The sequence below is a fragment of the Citrobacter sp. CK180 genome (genome assembly GCF_030333655.1).
Classification (GTDB): domain Bacteria; phylum Pseudomonadota; class Gammaproteobacteria; order Enterobacterales; family Enterobacteriaceae; genus Citrobacter_B; species Citrobacter_B koseri.
The window spans coordinates 41,959-61,989 of sequence record NZ_JAOWFM010000034.1; the positions used below are offsets into that span (position 1 = coordinate 41,959).

The 20,031-nt window shown below is 55.2% G+C and carries 17 protein-coding genes and 4 tRNA genes; 4 read left to right on the forward strand and 17 right to left on the reverse strand.

The annotated features are described in order from the left end of the window. Nucleotides 1–387: 387 nt before the first annotated feature. The 4 genes from hemC to hemY are packed head-to-tail and all read left to right on the forward strand — an operon-like array spanning nucleotide 388 to nucleotide 4,468. Nucleotides 388–1,329 (forward strand): hydroxymethylbilane synthase, encoded by a 942-nt coding sequence (gene hemC / locus OGV50_RS04850; protein WP_071258150.1) that lies wholly within the window; start codon nucleotides 388–390, stop codon nucleotides 1,327–1,329. Next, nucleotides 1,326–2,066 carry a uroporphyrinogen-III synthase gene (hemD, locus tag OGV50_RS04855; RefSeq protein WP_071258134.1) on the forward strand — a complete coding sequence of 247 codons (741 nt, stop codon included), beginning with the start codon at nucleotides 1,326–1,328 and terminating at the stop codon, nucleotides 2,064–2,066. Before hemC ends, hemD begins: the two co-directional genes overlap by 4 nt. A gap of 21 nt (nucleotides 2,067–2,087) precedes the next feature. After that, nucleotides 2,088–3,269 (forward strand): uroporphyrinogen-III C-methyltransferase, encoded by a 1,182-nt coding sequence (hemX, locus tag OGV50_RS04860; protein ID WP_115626151.1) that lies wholly within the window; start codon nucleotides 2,088–2,090, stop codon nucleotides 3,267–3,269. Nucleotides 3,270–3,271: 2 nt separating this feature from the next. Next, complete coding sequence (hemY, locus tag OGV50_RS04865; protein ID WP_047460000.1) at nucleotides 3,272–4,468, forward strand: protoheme IX biogenesis protein HemY; 1,197 nt, start codon at nucleotides 3,272–3,274, stop codon at nucleotides 4,466–4,468. 624 nt (nucleotides 4,469–5,092) lie between these two features. Here the strand turns inward: hemY and OGV50_RS04870 are convergent. From OGV50_RS04870 to wecA, 17 genes are all read right to left on the reverse strand, one after another. Then, nucleotides 5,093–5,169, reverse strand: a tRNA-Pro gene (locus tag OGV50_RS04870). Nucleotides 5,170–5,212: 43 nt separating this feature from the next. Next, nucleotides 5,213–5,299 (reverse strand) — tRNA-Leu (locus tag OGV50_RS04875). A 19-nt stretch (nucleotides 5,300–5,318) separates the two neighbouring features. Further along, a tRNA-His gene (locus tag OGV50_RS04880) sits at nucleotides 5,319–5,394 on the reverse strand. 54 nt (nucleotides 5,395–5,448) lie between these two features. After that, nucleotides 5,449–5,525, reverse strand: a tRNA-Arg gene (locus tag OGV50_RS04885). 102 nt (nucleotides 5,526–5,627) lie between these two features. Further along, nucleotides 5,628–7,013: a bifunctional threonine/serine APC transporter ThrP gene (gene thrP, locus OGV50_RS04890; protein WP_058668340.1), complete on the reverse strand. Its 1,386-nt coding sequence runs from the start codon at nucleotides 7,011–7,013 to the stop codon at nucleotides 5,628–5,630. Between the two features lie 206 nt (nucleotides 7,014–7,219). After that, the gene (gene wecG / locus OGV50_RS04895) at nucleotides 7,220–7,960 is read right to left on the reverse strand and encodes a lipopolysaccharide N-acetylmannosaminouronosyltransferase (RefSeq protein ID WP_012131145.1); all 741 of its coding nucleotides are present in this window, start codon (nucleotides 7,958–7,960) and stop codon (nucleotides 7,220–7,222) included. Nucleotides 7,961–7,962: 2 nt separating this feature from the next. After that, nucleotides 7,963–9,315, reverse strand: coding sequence for an ECA oligosaccharide polymerase (wzyE, locus tag OGV50_RS04900; RefSeq protein WP_012131144.1), 1,353 nt, complete (start codon nucleotides 9,313–9,315; stop codon nucleotides 7,963–7,965). Next, nucleotides 9,312–10,391, reverse strand: a complete 1,080-nt coding sequence (locus OGV50_RS04905; RefSeq protein ID WP_110494862.1) for a TDP-N-acetylfucosamine:lipid II N-acetylfucosaminyltransferase — start codon at nucleotides 10,389–10,391, stop codon at nucleotides 9,312–9,314. The genes wzyE and OGV50_RS04905 overlap by 4 nt, the downstream gene beginning before the upstream one ends. Next, complete coding sequence (gene wzxE, locus OGV50_RS04910) at nucleotides 10,388–11,638, reverse strand: lipid III flippase WzxE (RefSeq protein ID WP_012131142.1); 1,251 nt, start codon at nucleotides 11,636–11,638, stop codon at nucleotides 10,388–10,390. The genes OGV50_RS04905 and wzxE overlap by 4 nt, the downstream gene beginning before the upstream one ends. A gap of 1 nt (nucleotide 11,639) precedes the next feature. After that, nucleotides 11,640–12,770 (reverse strand): dTDP-4-amino-4,6-dideoxygalactose transaminase, encoded by a 1,131-nt coding sequence (gene rffA / locus OGV50_RS04915; RefSeq protein WP_049009039.1) that lies wholly within the window; start codon nucleotides 12,768–12,770, stop codon nucleotides 11,640–11,642. Nucleotides 12,771–12,774: 4 nt separating this feature from the next. Then, nucleotides 12,775–13,452, reverse strand: a complete 678-nt coding sequence (gene rffC / locus OGV50_RS04920) for a dTDP-4-amino-4,6-dideoxy-D-galactose acyltransferase (RefSeq protein WP_286488366.1) — start codon at nucleotides 13,450–13,452, stop codon at nucleotides 12,775–12,777. Then, nucleotides 13,430–14,311, reverse strand: a complete 882-nt coding sequence (gene rfbA / locus OGV50_RS04925) for a glucose-1-phosphate thymidylyltransferase RfbA (RefSeq protein ID WP_012131139.1) — start codon at nucleotides 14,309–14,311, stop codon at nucleotides 13,430–13,432. The genes rffC and rfbA overlap by 23 nt, the downstream gene beginning before the upstream one ends. A gap of 17 nt (nucleotides 14,312–14,328) precedes the next feature. Next, complete coding sequence (gene rffG, locus OGV50_RS04930) at nucleotides 14,329–15,396, reverse strand: dTDP-glucose 4,6-dehydratase (protein WP_047460017.1); 1,068 nt, start codon at nucleotides 15,394–15,396, stop codon at nucleotides 14,329–14,331. Beyond that, nucleotides 15,396–16,658, reverse strand: coding sequence for a UDP-N-acetyl-D-mannosamine dehydrogenase (gene wecC / locus OGV50_RS04935; RefSeq protein ID WP_286488367.1), 1,263 nt, complete (start codon nucleotides 16,656–16,658; stop codon nucleotides 15,396–15,398). Before wecC ends, rffG begins: the two co-directional genes overlap by 1 nt. Then, nucleotides 16,655–17,785, reverse strand: a complete 1,131-nt coding sequence (gene wecB, locus OGV50_RS04940) for a non-hydrolyzing UDP-N-acetylglucosamine 2-epimerase (protein ID WP_012131136.1) — start codon at nucleotides 17,783–17,785, stop codon at nucleotides 16,655–16,657. The genes wecC and wecB overlap by 4 nt, the downstream gene beginning before the upstream one ends. Before the next feature lie 55 nt (nucleotides 17,786–17,840). Beyond that, a complete protein-coding gene (wzzE, locus tag OGV50_RS04945) occupies nucleotides 17,841–18,887 on the reverse strand; it encodes an ECA polysaccharide chain length modulation protein (protein ID WP_130028654.1) in 1,047 nt (348 codons plus the stop codon). A 12-nt stretch (nucleotides 18,888–18,899) separates the two neighbouring features. Further along, nucleotides 18,900–20,003, reverse strand: coding sequence for a UDP-N-acetylglucosamine--undecaprenyl-phosphate N-acetylglucosaminephosphotransferase (gene wecA, locus OGV50_RS04950; protein WP_115615301.1), 1,104 nt, complete (start codon nucleotides 20,001–20,003; stop codon nucleotides 18,900–18,902). Between the last annotated feature and the right edge of the window lie 28 nt (nucleotides 20,004–20,031).

The following is a 20,031-nucleotide window of genomic DNA, read 5'->3' on the forward strand; positions in this document are numbered from 1 at the left end:
GACGTATCGCCTGATGTTGCTACCCGTCATGCGTCTGATTGCCATCGCGAGTGCGGACAACCAAACCATTCGGGATAAACCGTATGTCAAAAATAACCGTTACCTTTTTCATCCTTCTCCCCATTAAGGGGTAAAGACGAAAAAATGGTCTAAAACGTGATCAATTTAACACCTTGCTCATTGACCGTAAAGAAAGATGCACTACATACAAGTGTAGCACCGTTAGCTGCGTGTAAATTCCTTAATACGGTCAGGCGGTTTCTCGTCATTATTCACTGCCAGTCGCGACGCCGCGCCTGATCCTCTTACTCACCTTTGACCGTAACACTGACATCCCACTTGTAAGGATGTTAGGATGGTCCACGGACGATAATGACGGTAACAAGCATGTTAGACAATGTTTTAAGAATTGCCACACGCCAAAGCCCCCTTGCGCTCTGGCAGGCACATTATGTCAAAGACGCGTTGATAGCACAGCATCCGGGACTGGTCGTGGAACTGGTGCCGATGGTAACGCGCGGCGACGTGATTCTGGACACCCCTCTGGCAAAAGTGGGCGGTAAGGGCTTGTTTGTAAAAGAGCTGGAAGTCGCGCTGCTGGAAAAGCGCGCCGATATCGCCGTGCATTCGATGAAAGATGTGCCGGTAGAATTCCCGCAAGGGCTTGGCCTGGTCACGATTTGCGAACGCGAAGATCCACGCGATGCTTTCGTCTCGAACCAATACAACAATCTGGATGAACTGCCCGCAGGCAGCATCGTCGGCACATCAAGTTTGCGTCGCCAGTGCCAGTTGGCCGAGCGTCGCCCGGATCTCGTCATCCGCTCGCTGCGCGGCAACGTCGGCACACGCCTGAGCAAGCTCGATAACGGCGATTATGATGCAATTATCCTGGCGGTTGCCGGGTTAAAACGGTTAGGTCTGACGTCGCGTATTCGCACCGCGCTGCCTCCCGAAATCTCTCTCCCTGCCGTAGGGCAAGGCGCAGTGGGCATTGAATGCCGACTGGATGACGCACGTACTCAGGCGCTGTTAGCGCCGCTGAATCATGAAGAAACCGCACTACGTGTAAAAGCCGAACGCGCCATGAACACCCGCCTGGAAGGGGGCTGTCAGGTGCCGATTGGCAGCTATGCTGAAATCATTGATGGTGAAGTCTGGCTGCGTGCGCTGGTTGGCGCGCCTGACGGTTCGCAGATGATTCGCGGAGAACGTCGCGGATTGCCGCAGGACGCCGCGCAAATGGGCATTTCCCTGGCGGAAGAGCTGCTGGAAAACGGCGCCCGCGCGATTCTGACCGAGGTTTATAACGGAGAAGCGCCCGCATGAGTATTCTGGTCACCCGCCCGTCTCCCTCCGGGGAAGAGTTAGTGAGCCGTCTGCGCACACTGGGGCAGGTGGCCTGGAGTTTTCCGCTTATTGAGTTTACGCCGGGCCGGGAACTGGCAACGCTTGCCGATCGCCTGGCGGCGCTCACGGACAACGATCTGGTGTTCGCCCTCTCGCAACACGCCGTCGCCTTTGCCCACGCCCAACTACAACAGCAGGGGCTGGGCTGGCCTGTGCAGCCACGCTACTTCGCCATCGGGCGCACAACGGCGCTGGCGTTGCATACCGTTAGCGGATGCGATATTCGCTATCCTCTGGATCGGGAAATCAGCGAAGTCTTGCTACAATTACCTGAATTACAAAATATTGCGGGAAAACGAGCGCTTATTTTACGGGGCAACGGCGGGCGTGAACTGTTAGGCAAAACCCTCACAGAACGCGGCGCTGAAGTCACCTTTTGTGAATGTTATCAACGCAGTGCAAAACATTACGATGGCGCGGAAGAGGCGATGCGCTGGCACTCTCGCGGCGTGACGACGATTGTTGTCACCAGCGGCGAAATGCTGCAACAGCTCTGGTCGCTGATCCCGCAGTGGTATCGTGAGCACTGGTTACTACGCTGTCGGCTGCTGGTCGTCAGTGAGCGTCTGGCGCACCTCGCCCGGGAACTGGGCTGGCAAGATATTAAGGTCGCTGATAACGCCGACAACGATGCGCTACTGCGCGCATTACAATAACTCTCATAATGGGATGCCATAATGACGGAACAAGAAAAATCCTCCGCCGTGGTTGAAGAGACCAGGGAGGCCGTGGAAACCACGCCGCAGCCAGTCAATGCAGAAAAGAAGAGTAAGAACGGCGCCGCGCTGGTATTGAGTGCGGTGGCAATCGCCATTGCCCTGGCGGCGGGCGTTGGTCTGTATGGCTGGGGAAAGCAGCAGGCCGTTAAACAAACGGCCACCAGCGATGCGCTGGTTAACCAACTTACGGCGCTGCAAAAAGCCCAGGAAAGCCAAAAAGCGGAGCTGGAAAGCATTATCAAACAGCAGGCGACGCAACTGGATGATGCAAATCGCCAACAGGCCGCGCTGGCGAAACAGCTGGATGAAGTGCAACAGAAAGTCGCGACGATCTCCGGCAGCGATGCCAAAACCTGGCTGCTGGCGCAATCTGATTTTCTGGTCAAACTCGCCGGACGTAAATTGTGGAGCGATCAGGATGTCACCACCGCTGCGGCGCTGCTCAAAAGCGCGGATGCCAGCCTGGCGGACATGAACGACCCCAGTCTGATCGCCGCGCGCCGCGCCATTACCGATGATATTGCCAGCCTGTCGGCGGTGGCGCAGGTGGACTACGACGGCATTATCCTCAAAGTGAACCAGCTCTCTAACCAGATTGATAACCTGCGTCTGGCCGATAACGACACCGACGATTCGCCAATGGACTCCGACAGCAGCGAGCTGTCCAGCTCGATCAGCGAATGGCGCGTTAACCTGCAAAAAAGCTGGCAGAACTTTATGGACAGCTTTATTACTATTCGCCGTCGTGATGACACCGCCGTCCCGCTGCTGGCGCCGAACCAGGACGTTTACTTACGTGAAAACATCCGCTCCCGCCTGTTAGTGGCGGCGCAAGCCGTGCCGCGTCATCAGGAAGAGACTTACCGTCAGGCGCTGGATAATGTCTCCACCTGGGTACGCGCGTACTACGACACCGACGACGCAACGACCAAAGCGTTCCTTGATGACGTGGATAAACTGAGTCAACAGAGCATCACGATGGACGTGCCGGAGACGTTACAGAGCCAGCCGATTCTTGAAAAACTGATGCAGACTCGCGTGCGTAACCTGCTGGCGCAACCGGCGGCAGCCACGACCGAAGCGGCTCAGGCCCCTGCTCCGCAGGCAGAAGCACCGGCAGCCGCGCCGCAAGGAGAATAATGATGCTGAAAGTATTATTGCTCTTTGTGTTGTTGATCGCCGGTATCGTCATAGGCCCAATGATCGCCGGTCATCAGGGCTATGTTCTGATCCAGACCGATAATTACAACATTGAGACCAGCGTAACGGGGCTGGTGATCATCCTGATCGTTATGATGGTCATTCTGTTCGCCATTGAGTGGCTGCTGCGACGCGTTTTCCGCACCGGCGCACACACTCGCGGCTGGTTTGTCGGGCGTAAACGCCGCCGCGCACGTAAGCAGACCGAACAGGCGCTGCTTAAGCTGGCGGAAGGCGATTACCAGCAGGTTGAGAAGCTGATGGCGAAGAATGCCGATCACGCTGAACAGCCGGTGGTGAACTATCTGCTGGCCGCCGAAGCCGCGCAGCAGCGTGGTGACGAAGCGCGCGCTAATCAGCATCTGGAACGTGCCGCTGAACTGGCGGGCAATGACACGATTCCGGTGGAGATCGCCCGCGTACGTCTGCAACTGGCGCGCAACGAGAACCATGCGGCGCGTCACGGCGTGGATAAACTGCTGGAAGTTACCCCGCGTCATCCAGAAGTGCTGCGCCTGGCGGAACAGGCTTACATCCGCACCGGAGCATGGAGTTCACTGCTGGACATCATCCCATCAATGGCGAAGGCCAACGTCGGCGATGAAGAACATCGCGCCATGCTGGAACAGCAGGCCTGGATTGGGCTGATGGATCAGGCGCGAGCCGATCAGGGCAGCGAAGGATTACGCGAATGGTGGAAGAACCAGAGCCGTAAAACTCGCCACCAGGTTCCACTGCAAGTGGCAATGGCAGAGCATCTGATTGAGTGTGACGATCACGATATGGCGCAGCAGATCATCATCGACGGCCTGAAGCGCCAGTATGACGACCGCCTGGTTCTGCCGATCCCGCGCCTGAAAACCAACAACCCGGAGCAGCTGGAAAAAGTGCTGCGCCAGCAGATTAAAACCGTTGGCGATCGCCCGCTACTGTGGAGCACGCTGGGTCAGTCATTGATGAAGCATGGCGAATGGCAGGAGGCTACGTTCGCTTTCCGCGCCGCGCTCAAGCAACGCCCTGACGCCTACGACTACGCCTGGCTCGCCGATGCGCTGGACCGGTTGCATCAGCCGGAAGAAGCGGCCACCATGCGCCGCGACGGTCTTATGCTGACCTTGCAGAACAATCCTCCGCAGTAATTCCCATTGCCCGGTGACGCTACGCTTACCGGGCCTGCCAGGTCACCGTAGGCCGGATAAGGCGAAGCCGCCATCCGGCAGTTCTCTCCCGCTTCCCCATAAAAAAACGCCTGCTCAAATGAGCAGGCGTCAAAACAGGTCTGTATGACAACATAAATGGGTGCTTCACTCAACGTTATGTCCATGGTGTTTGATGAGGCGTAAACGACATCTGTCTGTGGACGATAAGCACCGTAAACGGCTCTGCATCATTCCTGAGTTTATGAGGCACTAAGGCGAACATAAGAGATGGAATGAGCATCTACAGAGATATTATTGCACATTGCATGCCAGGATTGCACCGCCAAAAATAAGGATTCAGACTTTTTAACGTATCAGGCCATTCGCGGCTCTGCGGCGGTTTCTGCCAGCCTTCTTCGCCATAAAAATCCCCTCTTTGTCTCTGAACGGAGACAAATAACACGCAATACCGATAATTAGTGATAAATCATGGCGTTAGACGTCACCAGATAGCGACAACAGAAGCCTGGAATGTCTCAACATTGCGACAGTGATACAGGGGATCGGGAAAGAAGAGGAAGAAGAGGTGAAAACAAAAAACCCCGCCGAAGCGGGGTTCAAAATTGGTCGGCGAGAGAGGATTCGAACCTCCGACCCACTGGTCCCAAACCAGTTGCGCTACCAAGCTGCGCTACTCGCCGATGTACTGCTTTTTTTGAATTTTTAGTTCAACTCTTTAAGTCGTGGTGCGAGGGGGGGGACTTGAACCCCCACGTCCGTAAGGACACTAACACCTGAAGCTAGCGCGTCTACCAATTCCGCCACCTTCGCATTTCACAACTTTTAATAATGGGGTGGCTAATGGGATTCGAACCCACGACAACTGGAATCACAATCCAGGGCTCTACCAACTGAGCTATAGCCACCACTGAAATCTTTTACGCGGTATTAAAACCACCGCAGCTCCAGCACCGGGTAAATGGTGCGCCCGACAGGATTCGAACCTGAGACCTCTGCCTCCGGAGGGCAGCGCTCTATCCAGCTGAGCTACGGGCGCTTAGCGCCGTTGCGGGGGTGGATAATACGGACTTCCCACCCCTCTGTCTAGTGCCTTTTTAAATAAAATGCGCGTTTGGTTACGCTTTGCGCGTTTTGCTGCTTATTCCCCCACCTTGTGGGCAGTTCCGGCGCGATTCAGGCCGAAAACCTTGTAGACGAGCGTGACGGCAAGCAGGAAGATGATGCCGACAAACAGCGACATACGGGTATCTTCATTCAAGTACATGCCAATTAAAACGCAAACCAGGAACGCCATCGTCAGATAATTCGCCCACGGGAACATAATAGAACGGAAAGGATGGCTGATCATCGCGTCTTTATGAGCACGACGGAAACGCAACTGGCTAATCAGGATCACGAACCACGGCACCATACCCGGCAATACGCTGGCGCTGTAGACATACACAAACACCCGCTGCGGGTTCGGAATAATGTAGTTCAGGCATGAACCAATCAGCAGAATCGCGATCGACAGCGCCACCCCGGCGACCGGTACGCCATGACGGGAGACTTTCGCCATCGCCGCCGGAAGCTGGCGGTTTTTTGCCAGGGCATACAGCATACGTCCACAGCTATACATGCCGCTGTTACAGCCGGAAAGCGCGGCGGTCAGCACCACGAAGTTAATAATGCCCGCCGCAGCGGTAATCCCGATTTTGGCAAAAGTGAGTACAAACGGACTACCGTTACTGCCGATTTCGTTCCACGGGAAGATCGTCACGATAACGAAAATCGCCCCTACATAGAAAATCAGGATACGCCACAGTACCTTGCCTACCGCGCTGCGCAGCGTAACCTGCGGATTCTTCGCTTCACCCGCGGTAATGCCGATCAGCTCCACGCCCTGATAGGAGGCGACCACAATACACAACGCCGTCAGGAACCCTTTCCAGCCACCGGCAAAGAAGCCGCCGTGTTCCGTCAGGTTGCCAAAACCGATCGCCTGGCCGCTATTGCCAAAGCCAAAGAAAATCACCCCCAGTCCGACCACAATCATCACAATGATGGTGGTGACTTTGATCATCGCAAACCAGAACTCGATTTCGCCGTACAGACGGACGGCGGCCAGATTAGCCAGCGCCACCAGCCCAACGGCGATCAGGGCGGGTATCCATTGCGCCATGTCCGGGAACCAGAACTGCACGTATACCCCGATAGCGGTTATTTCCGATATCCCCACCGCCATCCACATAAACCAGTATGACCACGCGGTGAGATAGCCAAAGAAGGGGCTCATGTAACGGTGCGCATAAACGGCGAATGAGCCAGTAACCGGCTCCAGGAACAGCATTTCGCCCATTGAGCGCATGATGAAAAAGACGAACAGCCCGGCGACGATATACGCCAGCAGCACGGAGGGCCCCGCCCATTTCAGCGTACTGGCGGCGCCCATAAACAGCCCAACGCCAATCGTGCCCCCAAGGGCGATCAATTCGATATGACGAGCTTCCAGCCCACGCTGTAGCTCCGGTTTTTTCTCTGCCATAAATCCTCTTGTCGTGTTTGCACTCGTTCCGGCGTTGTTGCCGGTTATTGTTATGGGTACATCAAGCGATGCGAATGGTTTCTTAAATTTGGCAAAATGGCAAATGAAGCATTAAAAAAATGCATGTTTTGTGTAAAAAAGGAACAAAAATGTGGGAGGCGGGCAACGTATTAAGCAGAATGCGCTGCCCGTAAGAAAAGCAGCGTTCAGAGATTGCCGGTGTAATGCCAGCGGAGATAGCGCAACAGACGCAGCTGGCGGGTGATACGGCTCGGCTGAGACAGCAGGCGATACAGCCACTCCAGCCCCAGCGTCTGCCACATTTTGGGCGCGCGTTTCACATGACCGGTAAAGACATCGTAGGTGCCGCCCACCCCCATATATAAGGCCTGAGGATGAATCACCCGACAGTCGCGCATCAGGATTTCTTGTTTCGGCGATCCCATTGCCACGGTCACAATCTTCGCCCCGCTGGCATGGATGCGCTCAAACAGCGCCTGGCGCTGCTCAGGTTTAAAATAACCGTCCTGGCTACCGACAATATTGACGTTCCACTGCGCACGCAGTTTCGCTTCCGTCTGCGCCAGCACCTCCGGCTTACCGCCGACCAGAAAAACGGGCGTCCCTTCTTTACCGGCACGCGCCATCAGTTCTTCCCAGAGATCGGCCCCGGCCACCCGTGAAACCTGCGCCTGGGGGAATTTCTTACGCACTGAGCGCACGACGCTAATGCCATCCGCATATTTAAACTCGGCGGCATCAATCAACGCCCTGACTTCCGGGTCATCTTCTGCGGTCAGCATTTTCTCAGCATTGATCGCCACCAGCGTACCCTGCTTCATTTGCCCATCGGCAAACAGGTAATTCAGCGCATGTTGCATATCGCGCCAGCCAATCAGCTGCAATCCACGAAGTGAATAGAGCGGCGCTGTCGTGTTATCCGTCATTATTATCCTTCAACCTGAGTCTGCGGCTGCGGTTTCGCCCGTTGATGGACCAACCCGGCACAATCGAAAAGCCAGAACAAGAGTTTTGCCACCAGCAGGCAGGCACCAAAAATCACGAGGAAAAAGACCACTCGCGAGACAAAAGAATCCAGCCCTTCTCGCGCCAGAACAATCATATTGAAGATGGCGCCAAAGCAGAAACTGTGCAAAATCGCCGCCTTATAGCGATTCGTCTCGCGGTTGCCAAGCTCATACAGCCAGTCAAACCATTTGATAATCAGCCCAACCGCGACCGCCCCCAGAGGGATAAACAGCGCGCCGCCCATCACCACCAGCGAACCAATCAGCGTGGGGGAAATGGCGAGGCCTGAGTGGTTGTTCAGCACTTCCCAGGTAAAGTAGTTGGCTGAATTCAGCACAATGCCCGGACGCCCAGGCCACAGCCACGAAGGAATGAAGACATAAAAATCACGGACGATCGGCGCCAGTCCCTGGAAATCGATGTTGTCGTAGTTTTGCAACAGCAGCGCCAGGTTCTCCCACGGCGAAAAGGTATCACGGGTCAGATACAGGAAAGTGTAAAACGCCTCATCGCCGCTCACGTTCAGCCCATAGCGCTTCAGCGCCAGCCAGAACATCCCGACAATTCCCAGCACCCCCGCCGCCACCAGCATCCACAGCGAGATCCAGCCACGAATAATGCCGATAAACAGGAAGATGGCAAACGCGATAATGATGTTAGCGCGCGTGCCGCCAACAATCATGTAGGTCAGCAGGCCAAACGCAACGGTACTCACCAGGAAAAACAGCCACGCTTTACTGTCCTGGCGCAGGAAGTAGATCACCAGCATCGCCGGAATAAAGAAGTAGAAGAAGCGTTTCAATGCCACGCCGGAGACTTCGCTGGAGAAGATCTGGCTGTAAGAGTGCAGCCGGAACAGCAGGAACCCATTGTGCATAAAGAAGATGCCAACGCTCACCAGTGCAATCCCCATCAGCATGACCCAGGTAAGGTGAGTCTCCACCCGGTTCATGGTAAATAGCGGCTTGCGCGGCACATCCGTCACGCGTTTACGTAAGCGGGTTTTATAGGTCACGTAATAAACGGCATAAAAACACGCGGCGGACAATAACGCCTGCAACAGGATTTCCGGCGGCGCCACGCCGACGTCAAAGCGGAACACCAGCACGCTGGTCAACGGGAAGCCGAAGAAAAAGGTCAGCAAAAACAGCAATGAAAAGAATACGTTGAAGTTAAAGCGCACGCGGCGAAACTCAAACCAGGTCAACGTGGCGATAAACAGCGTAGAGAGCAGCCAGACGACCAGTAACCCGCTAAATTGCATCAGGCTCATGCGGCTTCTCCTGCGGCAATGCGTAACGCGTTATGCCACGGTTCAAGGTAATTTGGGCTAAAGAAGGTGATCCCGCTTTTATCCACGGACGCCAGCTGCCGCTGCGCCTCACGAACCACGCCTTCATTAAGCGCGTCCGTCGTGAACAACACGGGCAGATGCTGTTCCGCCATATCCTGCCAGAACGGGTTCTCACGGTTAAGCACGCACGGGACACCCGCCTGGATAAGCAGGCACAACGTGCCGATTCCCTGCTGACGGGCAAAGATGAAATACCCGAGGTCGCACTGGCGAAGCAGCGCCAGATAGGCATCGAATTCCAGTTTTTCGCTGAGGATGTGTAAATTTTCCGCACTGAACAGCGCCTGTCCCGCCTGACGGACTTCATCAATGTACGCGTCGTTATTGGCCGGATAGCCCATCGGCACGATCACATTTACCGTGTCGCCGAACTGCTGATACACCGCGCGTAACGCCGCAATATGTTCGTTACTGCGATCGCCGGAGTTACCCACCAGAACCGTCATTTTCCCTTCACGCGGACGATCGTTTGCCATGTTATTAAGCGAAGAGTCCATTCGCGTCGGGAAATAGAGCAGTTCACCACGCACGCGCGGGTGCTGACGGGCGAAATAGCTCAAATCGCCACGAGTAGCGAACACACAGCCCACTCGATTTTGCGCCATGCGGCGAACGGGGTAAAACAGACGGAATTTCAGCCCACGGGAAACTTCATACAGATCCGCGCCCCAGATGTGCCAGTAAAACTGCTCAGGTTTGATTCCGCCACTTAGCAGCGCCAGCCACAGGCTGGTATTGAACTGACCGTGGAAGAAGAAACGTTGCCGGCGATTGGCTTTCGCTTTGGCGATGACCGCCTCAGCCAGCGTTTTTTTCCCGGCGTAGAAACTCAGCGACAGAGCCGGGCAGCTTTCCCTGAGCCCCGCATCCTGACCTGCAACCATAAACACGCGCGCATGCTCGCTTGTCGCGGCCAGCGCATCATTGAAAAACCGCAGCACGGTTTGATTATGGTGAGGGATATCCGATCCCAGTACGTGAATCAGTACAGTCATGCCCGCCTACGCCAGAGTAAAAACACGCCACAACAGAGAGAGAAATAGACCACATAGGTGGCCATATACGCCTGTGCCGCCCCCAGCGCGCCATGCGCGGGGATCAGCCAGTGAGCGAATGCCATCAACAAAATGAACTGGCTAATCTCAGCCAGAATATAAAACCGCAGCGACGCTTTTGCGATCACCAGATAGCCAAAAACGTACGCGCCCACTTTCAGCACATCGCCCACCAGTTGCCAGGCGAACAGATCGCGCATGGCGGTGAATTTGGCGGAAAAGAGCAGCCAGATGGCGAAATCACGCAGCAGCCAGACCGTAAAACTCGCCGCCGCCACCGCAGGCAGAACAAATTTCAGCGATTTCACCACTTCGCGCGTAATCGCCTGCTTTTCGGTCAGACGCGACAGCGTTGGCAATAAGTACACGCTAAACGAGGCGGTAATAAATTGTAGATAGGCATCGGAAATACTGCTTACGCCCTGCCAGATACCAACATCATCCCAGCTGTAATGCGCCGCCAGCAGGTTTCGCATCATCACATAAGCCACCGGTAGCGTGACGGACGTAATCAGCGCCATCAGCGTAAATTTGCTGAGCTGTCCGGCAAGCCCTTTATCCCACGACGGTTTCAGGTAGCTAAGCGGGATCGCGCCGCGTTTAATCAGCATAATCGCCGCCGGGATCACCACCAGCGCAGGCACCAGCGCCAGACCCAGCAGCGCACCTTCATAGCCGCCCAGACGGTAGCAGCCATAGTAGGCCACAACTCCCACCAGGCTCCCCACAATCAGCGACAGCGCATTCCCGGCAGCGTCACGAAACCCTTTCATCAGCGCCAGCAGCAGGTTCGCCCAGGCGATCCCCATCTGCACCAGCGCCACTAAACGCACCAGCCCCTGGTAGTGGCTGTGCCCAAACAGCCCCTGGCTAATGGGGGCCGCCGCCAGCACGAAGACCAGCGCCAGTAGCGTGGAGAACCCCAGCACCATTGCGGATGAAGTGCCCACCACGTTACGCAACCGGGCAGGGTTATCATGATGCTGAGCGACATACTTCGTCACCCCGTTAAATATCCCGGCCCCGGCCAGCACGCCGAGCACGGTCACCATCTGGCGGAAGTTACCCGCCTGGCCGACGCCCGCAGGGCCAAACGACACCGCCAGCAGTTTTACGACCAGTAAGCCTGCGCCAATTTTCACCAGCGTACTGGCGGCCGTCCACAGGGACGCTTTCGCAAGCGACATATCAGGAGAAATAGTTCAGCAAGGTCGAAATCACCGTTCGCTGATTAACGGGAGACAGATTATAAAACAGCGGCAAGCGCAGCAGGCGCTCGCTCTCTTTGGTGGTGTACCGATCTTCGCCACGGAACTCGCCAAACTTGTCGCCTGCCGGACAATCATGTAGCGGGATGTAATGGAACACCGCCATGATTTCCGCTTCTTTCAGGAAGTTGATCAGCGCGCTGCGATCGGTAATATCCCGCAACTTGATATAAAACATATGCGCGTTGTGCCTACAGTCGTCCGGGATAGAGGGCAGGTCAATACGTCCCGCGCGCGCCAGCGGCGCCAGTGCGTCATAGTAGGTCTGCCACAGCGCCAGACGCTGTTGATTGATGCGATCGGCCGCTTCCAGCTGCGCCCACAGATACGCCGCCTGGAGATCGGACATCAGATAGCTGGAGCCGATATCCCGCCAGGTGTATTTATCCACCTGTCCCCGGAAGAACTGGCTGCGATTGGTGCCTTTTTCACGGATGATTTCCGCCCGTTCAATCAGGGAACGGTCGTTAATCAGCGTCGCGCCGCCTTCACCACCTGCCGTGTAGTTTTTGGTTTCGTGAAAACTGAAGCAACCGATATGACCAATCGTCCCCAGCGCACGGCCTTTCCAGGTCGACATCACGCCCTGCGCGGCATCTTCCACCACAAACAGATTATGACGCTTCGCAATCGCCATAATGGTGTCCATTTCGCAGGCGACGCCCGCGTAATGCACCGGGACAATGACGCGCGTCTTGTCGGTAATCGCCGCTTCAATCAGCGTTTCATCAATGTTCATGGTATCCGGGCGGATATCGACGAAAATGATTTTCGCCCCGCGCAGCACAAAGGCGTTGGCGGTAGAAACGAAGGTGTAGCTTGGCATAATGACTTCATCGCCCGGCTGGATGTCCAGCAGCAATGCCGCCATTTCAAGTGACGCCGTACAGGATGGCGTCAGCAACACTTTAGCGCTGCCAAAACGTTGCTCCAGCCACTGCTGGCAACGGCGCGTAAAGCCGCCATCTCCGCAAAGTTTGCCGCTTCCCAGCGCTGACTGCATGTAATCGAGTTCGGTTCCCACCACCGGCGGCGCGTTAAATGGAATCATTTTGTCACCTGTATAACCAGTACGCGGTGCTTTCTACGTTGCCACCGCTCTGTATATAACGTTTAAGCGCGGCGGTGTTGCCCATCTGGGTCGCCACCCGCAATGTTGTCTTTCCGCGAGACTGCGCCCACGCGAGCGCCGCCTGCATTAATTCTGCTCCTGCTCCACGCCCGGCCAGCAGGCCGATGCGCGCATCGGTGTCGTTCAGTTCGCGCAGCGAGACAAACCCGCGAATATCGTTATTCGCCGCCCGGATAACCAGACACTGGTGATCGAAGGTGCCGTGCACGGCATTTTCAATCCACTGAGCATAAAAACGGGCGCTGGCGTCCGGCGCATACCACGGTGCGCGGAAACGGCTTTGCGCAAACGCAGCGGACGCCTGTTGACGTAACGCGGGAATATCGGCAATTTGTGCAATTTCCACGCCAGAAATACGTTCAATGCCAGCGACCGGCAGGCTGAAGTCAACTTCACCTTCTACCAGCGAAAACCCCAACTGTTGCAGCGCATCTAATTCATCCGTGCGCGCAGCAGAAATTTTCGCCTGCACGCGCGACCAGGGTTGCAATGCCTCTGGCGTTAACACTGGCGCGGCAGGGTCCACGCGAACAATGGCGCTATTGACGCCAAAGAACGTATTTTCCCACGTTAATGGTTCAATACTGGCGCGGACGGGCACGGAGTAGCTCCAGTAAATATTGGCCGTAGCCGGTTTTCGCTAAAGAACTGGCGGCGCGTTTTACGCCCTCGTCATCCAGCCAGCCGTTACGCCAGGCGATCTCTTCCAGACAGGCAATTTTGAAGCCCTGGCGTTTTTCAACCGTCTGCACAAACGTGCTCGCTTCAATCAGGCTGTCATGGGTGCCGGTATCTAGCCACGCAAAGCCGCGACCGAGCAACTCAACCGTCAGCTTGCCGTCATTAAGGTACATCTGATTAATGGACGTAATCTCCAGCTCACCGCGCTCGGAAGGCTTCACGCGCTTCGCGTACTCTACTACCTTGCTGTCGTAAAAATAGAGACCGGTCACCGCCCAGTTTGATTTCGGCTGTTTCGGCTTCTCTTCCAACGAGACCGCGCGAAAATTGTCGTCGAACTCCACGACGCCAAAACGTTCCGGGTCCATAACCTGATAACCAAAAACGGTCGCCCCTTCGGTTCGCGCCGCCACATGACGCAATTTCGGGCTGAAACCCTGACCAAAGAAGATATTGTCGCCCAGTACAAGACAGGACGGCTCGCCGTTAAGGAATGTTTCACCAATGATAAAGGCCTGCGCCAGCCCATCCGGGCTGGGTTGTTCGGCATACTGCAACTCAATGCCAAACTCCGAACCATCGCCCAGCAGACGCTGAAAATAGTGCTTATCTTCCGGTGTGGTGATAATCAGGATTTCCCGGATACCCGCCAGCATCAGTACCGACAGCGGATAGTAGATCATCGGCTTGTCATAAATCGGCAGAAGCTGCTTCGACACACCGCGCGTAATCGGATGCAGGCGGGTGCCAGAGCCGCCCGCCAGAATGATACCTTTCATGCGTTCCTCCTCCGGGTTTAGCCCTTCAGACCTAAACGTTCACCCTGATAGCTGCCATCCTGCACGGGCTTCCACCAGGCCTCATTCGCCAGATACCACTGCACGGTTTTCCGCATTCCGCTTTCAAAGGTTTCCTGCGGCGTCCAGCCAAGTTCACGCGCAATTTTCGCTGCGTCGATGGCATAGCGTAAATCATGGCCTGGACGGTCATCCACAAAAGCGATCAGGGAGCGATAATGCGCCACGCCCTGCGGTTTTTGTGGCGCAAGTTCTTCCAGCAGATCGCAAATCGTTTCCACAACCTCCAGATTCTTACGCTCATTATGGCCGCCAATGTTATATGTCTCTCCCACTTCGCCCGCCGTCAGCACGCGATACAGCGCCCTGGCGTGATCTTCAACGTACAGCCAGTCGCGGATCTGTTGTCCATTGCCATACACCGGCAGCGGTTTACCCGCCAGCGCGTTCAGGATCATCAATGGGATCAGCTTTTCCGGGAAGTGGTAAGGGCCGTAATTATTGGAACAGTTAGTGACCAGCGTCGGCAGACCATAGGTGCGCAACCACGCGCGCACCAGGTGATCGCTGCTGGCTTTCGAGGCGGAATAAGGACTGCTCGGCGCATACGGCGTGGTCTCAGTAAAGAAATCATCCGTGGAATGCAGATCGCCATACACCTCGTCAGTGGAGATATGGTGGAAACGAAACGCCGATTTTTTTTCATCATTGAGCGTCGCCCAGTAAGTCCGGGCCGCTTCCAGCAGCGTGTAGGTTCCCACGATATTGGTTTCAATAAACGCAGCCGGGCCGTCGATAGACCGGTCAACGTGGCTTTCCGCCGCCAGATGCATCACGTAATCCGGCTGGTACTGCTGAAAAACGCGATCCAGCGATGCCCGATCGCAGATATCCACTCTCTCAAAGGCAAAGCGCTCATGCTGTGCAACTGGCGCCAGCGACATCAGGTTTCCGGCGTAGGTGAGCTTATCCACCACCACCACGGCGTCGGGGGTTTCATCAATGATGTGGCGTACAACGGCAGAGCCGATAAATCCCGCGCCGCCAGTGACCAGAATCCGTTTCATCAGCGCCAGACTCCTTTTGTATCCACAATGTAGCGTTGCTGCACAGCGTCGCCGTTAATCGCTTTAAACGGATGATGGTCAACCAGCATGACCAGCACATCCGCTTCCGCCAGCGCATTTTCCAGCGTGGCTAACGTGCAGCGACCTTCCAGTTTTTTCGGCAACTGATGAATATTAGGCTCTACCACCAGCGTTTCACCGGCATGCCAGTGCGCAATCTCCTGCGCAATGCCCATCGCCGGGCTTTCACGCAGATCGTCAATATTCGGTTTAAACGCCAGACCAAAACAGGCGATTTTGATGTCGCTGGCGCGCTTATTCGTTGCCGTCAGACAATCCGCCACTGCGGCTTTCACCTGCGCCACCACCCAGTGTGGTTTACCGTCGTTCACTTCACGCGCGGTACGGATCAGTCGCGCCTGCTGCGGGTTTTGCGCCACAATAAACCACGGATCGACGGCGATGCAGTGGCCTCCCACGCCCGGCCCAGGCTGGAGAATATTTACGCGCGGATGACGATTCGCCAGACGAATCAGTTCCCAGACGTTAATCCCCTGATCGGCGCAAATCAGCGACAGCTCGTTCGCAAAGGCGATATTGACGTCACGGAAGCTGTTTTCCGTGAGCTTACACATTTCGGCGGTGCGGGAATTAGTCACCACACACTCGCCTTCAAGGAAAATCTTGTACAACTCGCTGGCACGCGCGGAGCATACCGGCGTCATGCCGCCAATCACGCGGTCATTTTTGATGAGCTCCACCATAACCTGACCCGGCAATACGCGCTCCGGGCAGTAGGCAATGTTCACATCAGCCTGTTCCCCCGCCTGCTGCGGGAAAGTCAGATCCGGGCGCATTTCCGCCAGCCATGCGGCCATTTGTTCTGTCGCGCCCACCGGCGAGGTGGATTCGAGGATGACCAGCGCGCCTTTTTTCAGTACGGGAGCAATAGATTTCGCGGCCGCTTCGACATAAACCATATCGGGGTCGTGATCGCCCTTGAACGGCGTCGGCACGGCGATCAAGTACGCGTCGGCTGCTACCGGCGTTGTCGTGGCCCGGAGGAATCCGCCTTCAACCGCAGTTTTCACGACGCTATCCAGATCCGGCTCAACAATATGGATGGCTCCACGGTTGATGGTGTCCACCGCCTGCTGATTGATATCCACGCCAATAACGTGCTTTTGGCGAGAAGCAAAGGCCGCAGCCGTCGGCAACCCGATGTATCCCAGCCCAATAACAGAAATGGTCGTAAAACTCATAGCGATACCCGATTATTTTTTAACGCGTGTAAAATGCGGCCGCACGCCTGCCCGTCGCCATAAGGATTATGGGCGCGGCTCATGGTTTGATATTCATTTTCGTCGTGCAGCAAACGTGTGACTTCTTCCACAATACGGTGTGAATCGGTTCCCACCAGACGCACCGTGCCAGCGGTAACGGCTTCTGGCCGTTCCGTCATTTCGCGCATAACCAACACCGGTTTGCCTAATGACGGCGCCTCTTCCTGAATCCCACCGGAATCGGTAAGGATCAGCCAGGCGTGGTTCATCAGCCAGACAAACGGCAGGTAATCCTGCGGCTCAATCAGTATCACATTTTCAACATGCCCCAGGATGCGGTTAACCGGTTCGCTGACGTTGGGATTCAGGTGAACCGGATACACAATTTGTACATCCTGATTGGTAGCTGCTATCTCCGCCAGCGCATGGCAGATTTGCTCAAACCCCCGGCCAAAGCTCTCACGGCGATGTCCGGTCACCAGGATCATTTTTTTATCGTCACACAGGAAAGGATACCGCTTTGCCAGTTCGGCGCGTAGCGTATCGCTGGCCAGTACGCGATCGCGCACCCAGATCAGCGCATCAATCACGGTATTGCCGGTGACAAAGATGTGGTTATCAGGGATCTGTTCCCGCAGTAAATTCTGCCGTGAATTTTCCGTCGGCGCAAAATGGTACATAGCCAGGCGACCGGTCAAGGTGCGGTTCGCCTCTTCAGGCCAGGGGGAGTAGAGATCGCCGGTTCGTAGCCCGGCCTCTACATGACCGACAGGGATACGCTGGTAGAAAGCCGCCAGACTGGTGGCGAGAGTGGTTGTCGTATCGCCATGCACCAATACGACATCAGGTTTAAAATCGGCAAGAATCGGTTTTAATCCTTCCAGGATTCGACAGGTAATCTCTGTCAGCCCCTGACCCGGCTGCATAATATTGAGATCGTAGTCAGGCACAATAGAAAAGAGATTCAAAACCTGATCGAGCATCTCCCGATGCTGCGCAGTAACGCAGACTTTTGCCTCAAAATGAGGGTCCTTTGCCAGCGCATGAACCAGAGGCGCCATCTTGATGGCCTCCGGTCGCGTGCCAAATACAGTCAGTACTTTCACATCGATTCTCTTCGAATAGGCAGTGAGGGCCTAACCCCTCACTGCTGAGATGTTGCTAAATCGCGCGGCGGCGGGTTAATGCGACGCCAGCCCCGATCAGCGCCCCAACAATGCCCCACATAACCATCAGGAAAGCACGGCGCGGGCTATCGCGTTTTACCGGCTCTTCCGGCGTGCGCAAATAACGATAGGTCTGGAAACGCGGGTCCAGCGTCGGCCCCACGTTCAGCGTGTTCAACATGGCCCGGTTTTGATCATAGTCCAGATCGAATGCCGGACCGACAGCCTGAAGGTTTTCAAGACGCGCTTGTAGCATAGGGCGGCCAAGCAAAAACAGCTCAGAGTCGGGTAATTCATCGGCAGGAACATCGGTAGCCGTACGAGAAATATTATGCTGCTCGGCAATTTTGAGCGCCTGTTCAATGCTATGAACACGACGAGAGAAAATGCTTTTCGCCACCTCTTCCTGGCGTTTAACCTGCGCTTTCATCTGGATAGTCCGCGCGGCCCATGCGCCTTTTAACTCATCATTCAGATGGCTCGCCGCACGTTGGCTGGCAAACGCCACATACTGGCGAAGCAGGTTGTTGGCATCGGGCGCCGTTTCCGCAATCAGCTTCACGCTATCATTGGTGTTGCGAGTGAAATCGCCTGGCGTGAACTGAATGTTATTGATCATTTCATCCAGCATCGCGGCATCGGCTTTGCTGTTGCCGACCATGCGCTGCTTGTAATAATCGGTCTGTAGCCAGAAATCGCGACGCGTATCCCAGGACGCCAGTTGCATGACGAACTCTTTATACGCTTCATCCATTACCGAAGGCTGATCGGCCGACGCGAGGCTGGCTTTGATATCAAGGTTGCGCAAAAACTGCTGTTGGGAGTAATAGCCGCCCAGCATATTGACGGTGGGGCGGTCGGAAATCGCCGTTGCGCTCCACTCCTGACGGGCAAAAAACGTATACGCTAACGCAATAAGCGCAAAAGCCAGCCCTGTTCCCACAATCCATAGCTTCCCAGCCCACAAGGTACGAAACAACCCACGAATATCCAGTTCATTTTCAGCGCTCACGGCGTGTGCCCCCGGTAATGGTTGTGTCATCGCATCCTCAATTTACTTGGTTATCGTTGGATTGTTATCACGGTTTCTGCGTAGTCTGCGCTTCACGCGCTTAATAAATCTCGCCACCTTCCAGGCTCGCTTAATGCAGTAACCGTAAAGGAAGAATGCTAGCAAAAAGAGCACCAACATGACCCATTCTGGAACAAAATGGGAATATTCTGCGGCAACGCCAATGGAAGCCAGAATAGCTGCGGCGAGCGTGATCAGGACAAATGCCTGTCGGGAAGTAAACCCTGCGCGCATGATCAAATGATGAATATGCTGGCGATCGGGAGAGAAGGGGCTCATGCCTTTACGCAAGCGACGATACATAATCGCCACCATGTCCATCAATGGAATCGCAATAATCCACAGCGCAGTAACCGGGCTGATAGGATGCGTTTTACCCTGCGTGGTTTCCAGCAGGATCCAGATGACCGTGAAGCCAATCAGCGTACTGCCCGCATCGCCCATAAAGACTTTATAACGACGCCCCAGAACACCAAGGTTTAACATGATATAGGGTAGAATCGCGGCGATCATGGCGAAACACCATACCGCCAGACTCGTCTGCCCATCAAACCACAGAATCAGTCCCATTGCGGCAAATGAGACGCTGGACAGCCCGCCAAGTAAGCCATCAATACCATCAACCATATTGAAAGCGTTGATCGCCGCCCAGACGGCAAAGAGCGTGAGGAAATAGCCAAAGGGGCCGAGTACCATCTCCCAGGGACCAAAGATGTATCCAAGGCTGCTTAAGTAGAGTTTACCGACCACCATCATGATGACGCCGATCGCGGCCTGAATCGTCGCGCGGATTTTTACACTGATATCAAAGCGATCGTCCAGCGCGCCAATGAAGACCAGTACACCAGCGCAGGCCAGATAGAGAGAAGCATGCGGAATATAATAATCAACAATTCCGAAGGTAAAGCAAATACCTGCGAAAACCGAAATCCCCCCAACCAACGGTATCAGTCCCTGGTGGCGTTTACGGAAGTTGGGTTTATCCACTAAACCGATCTTTTTTGCGACCTTGCGTGCAAAAAACAGAAACAGTGTCGTGAATAAAAAAATACTGATGAGATCAGTACTCACTGTCAGTAAATTCACAATGCATGCTCTCAGAGAAAATTAATAG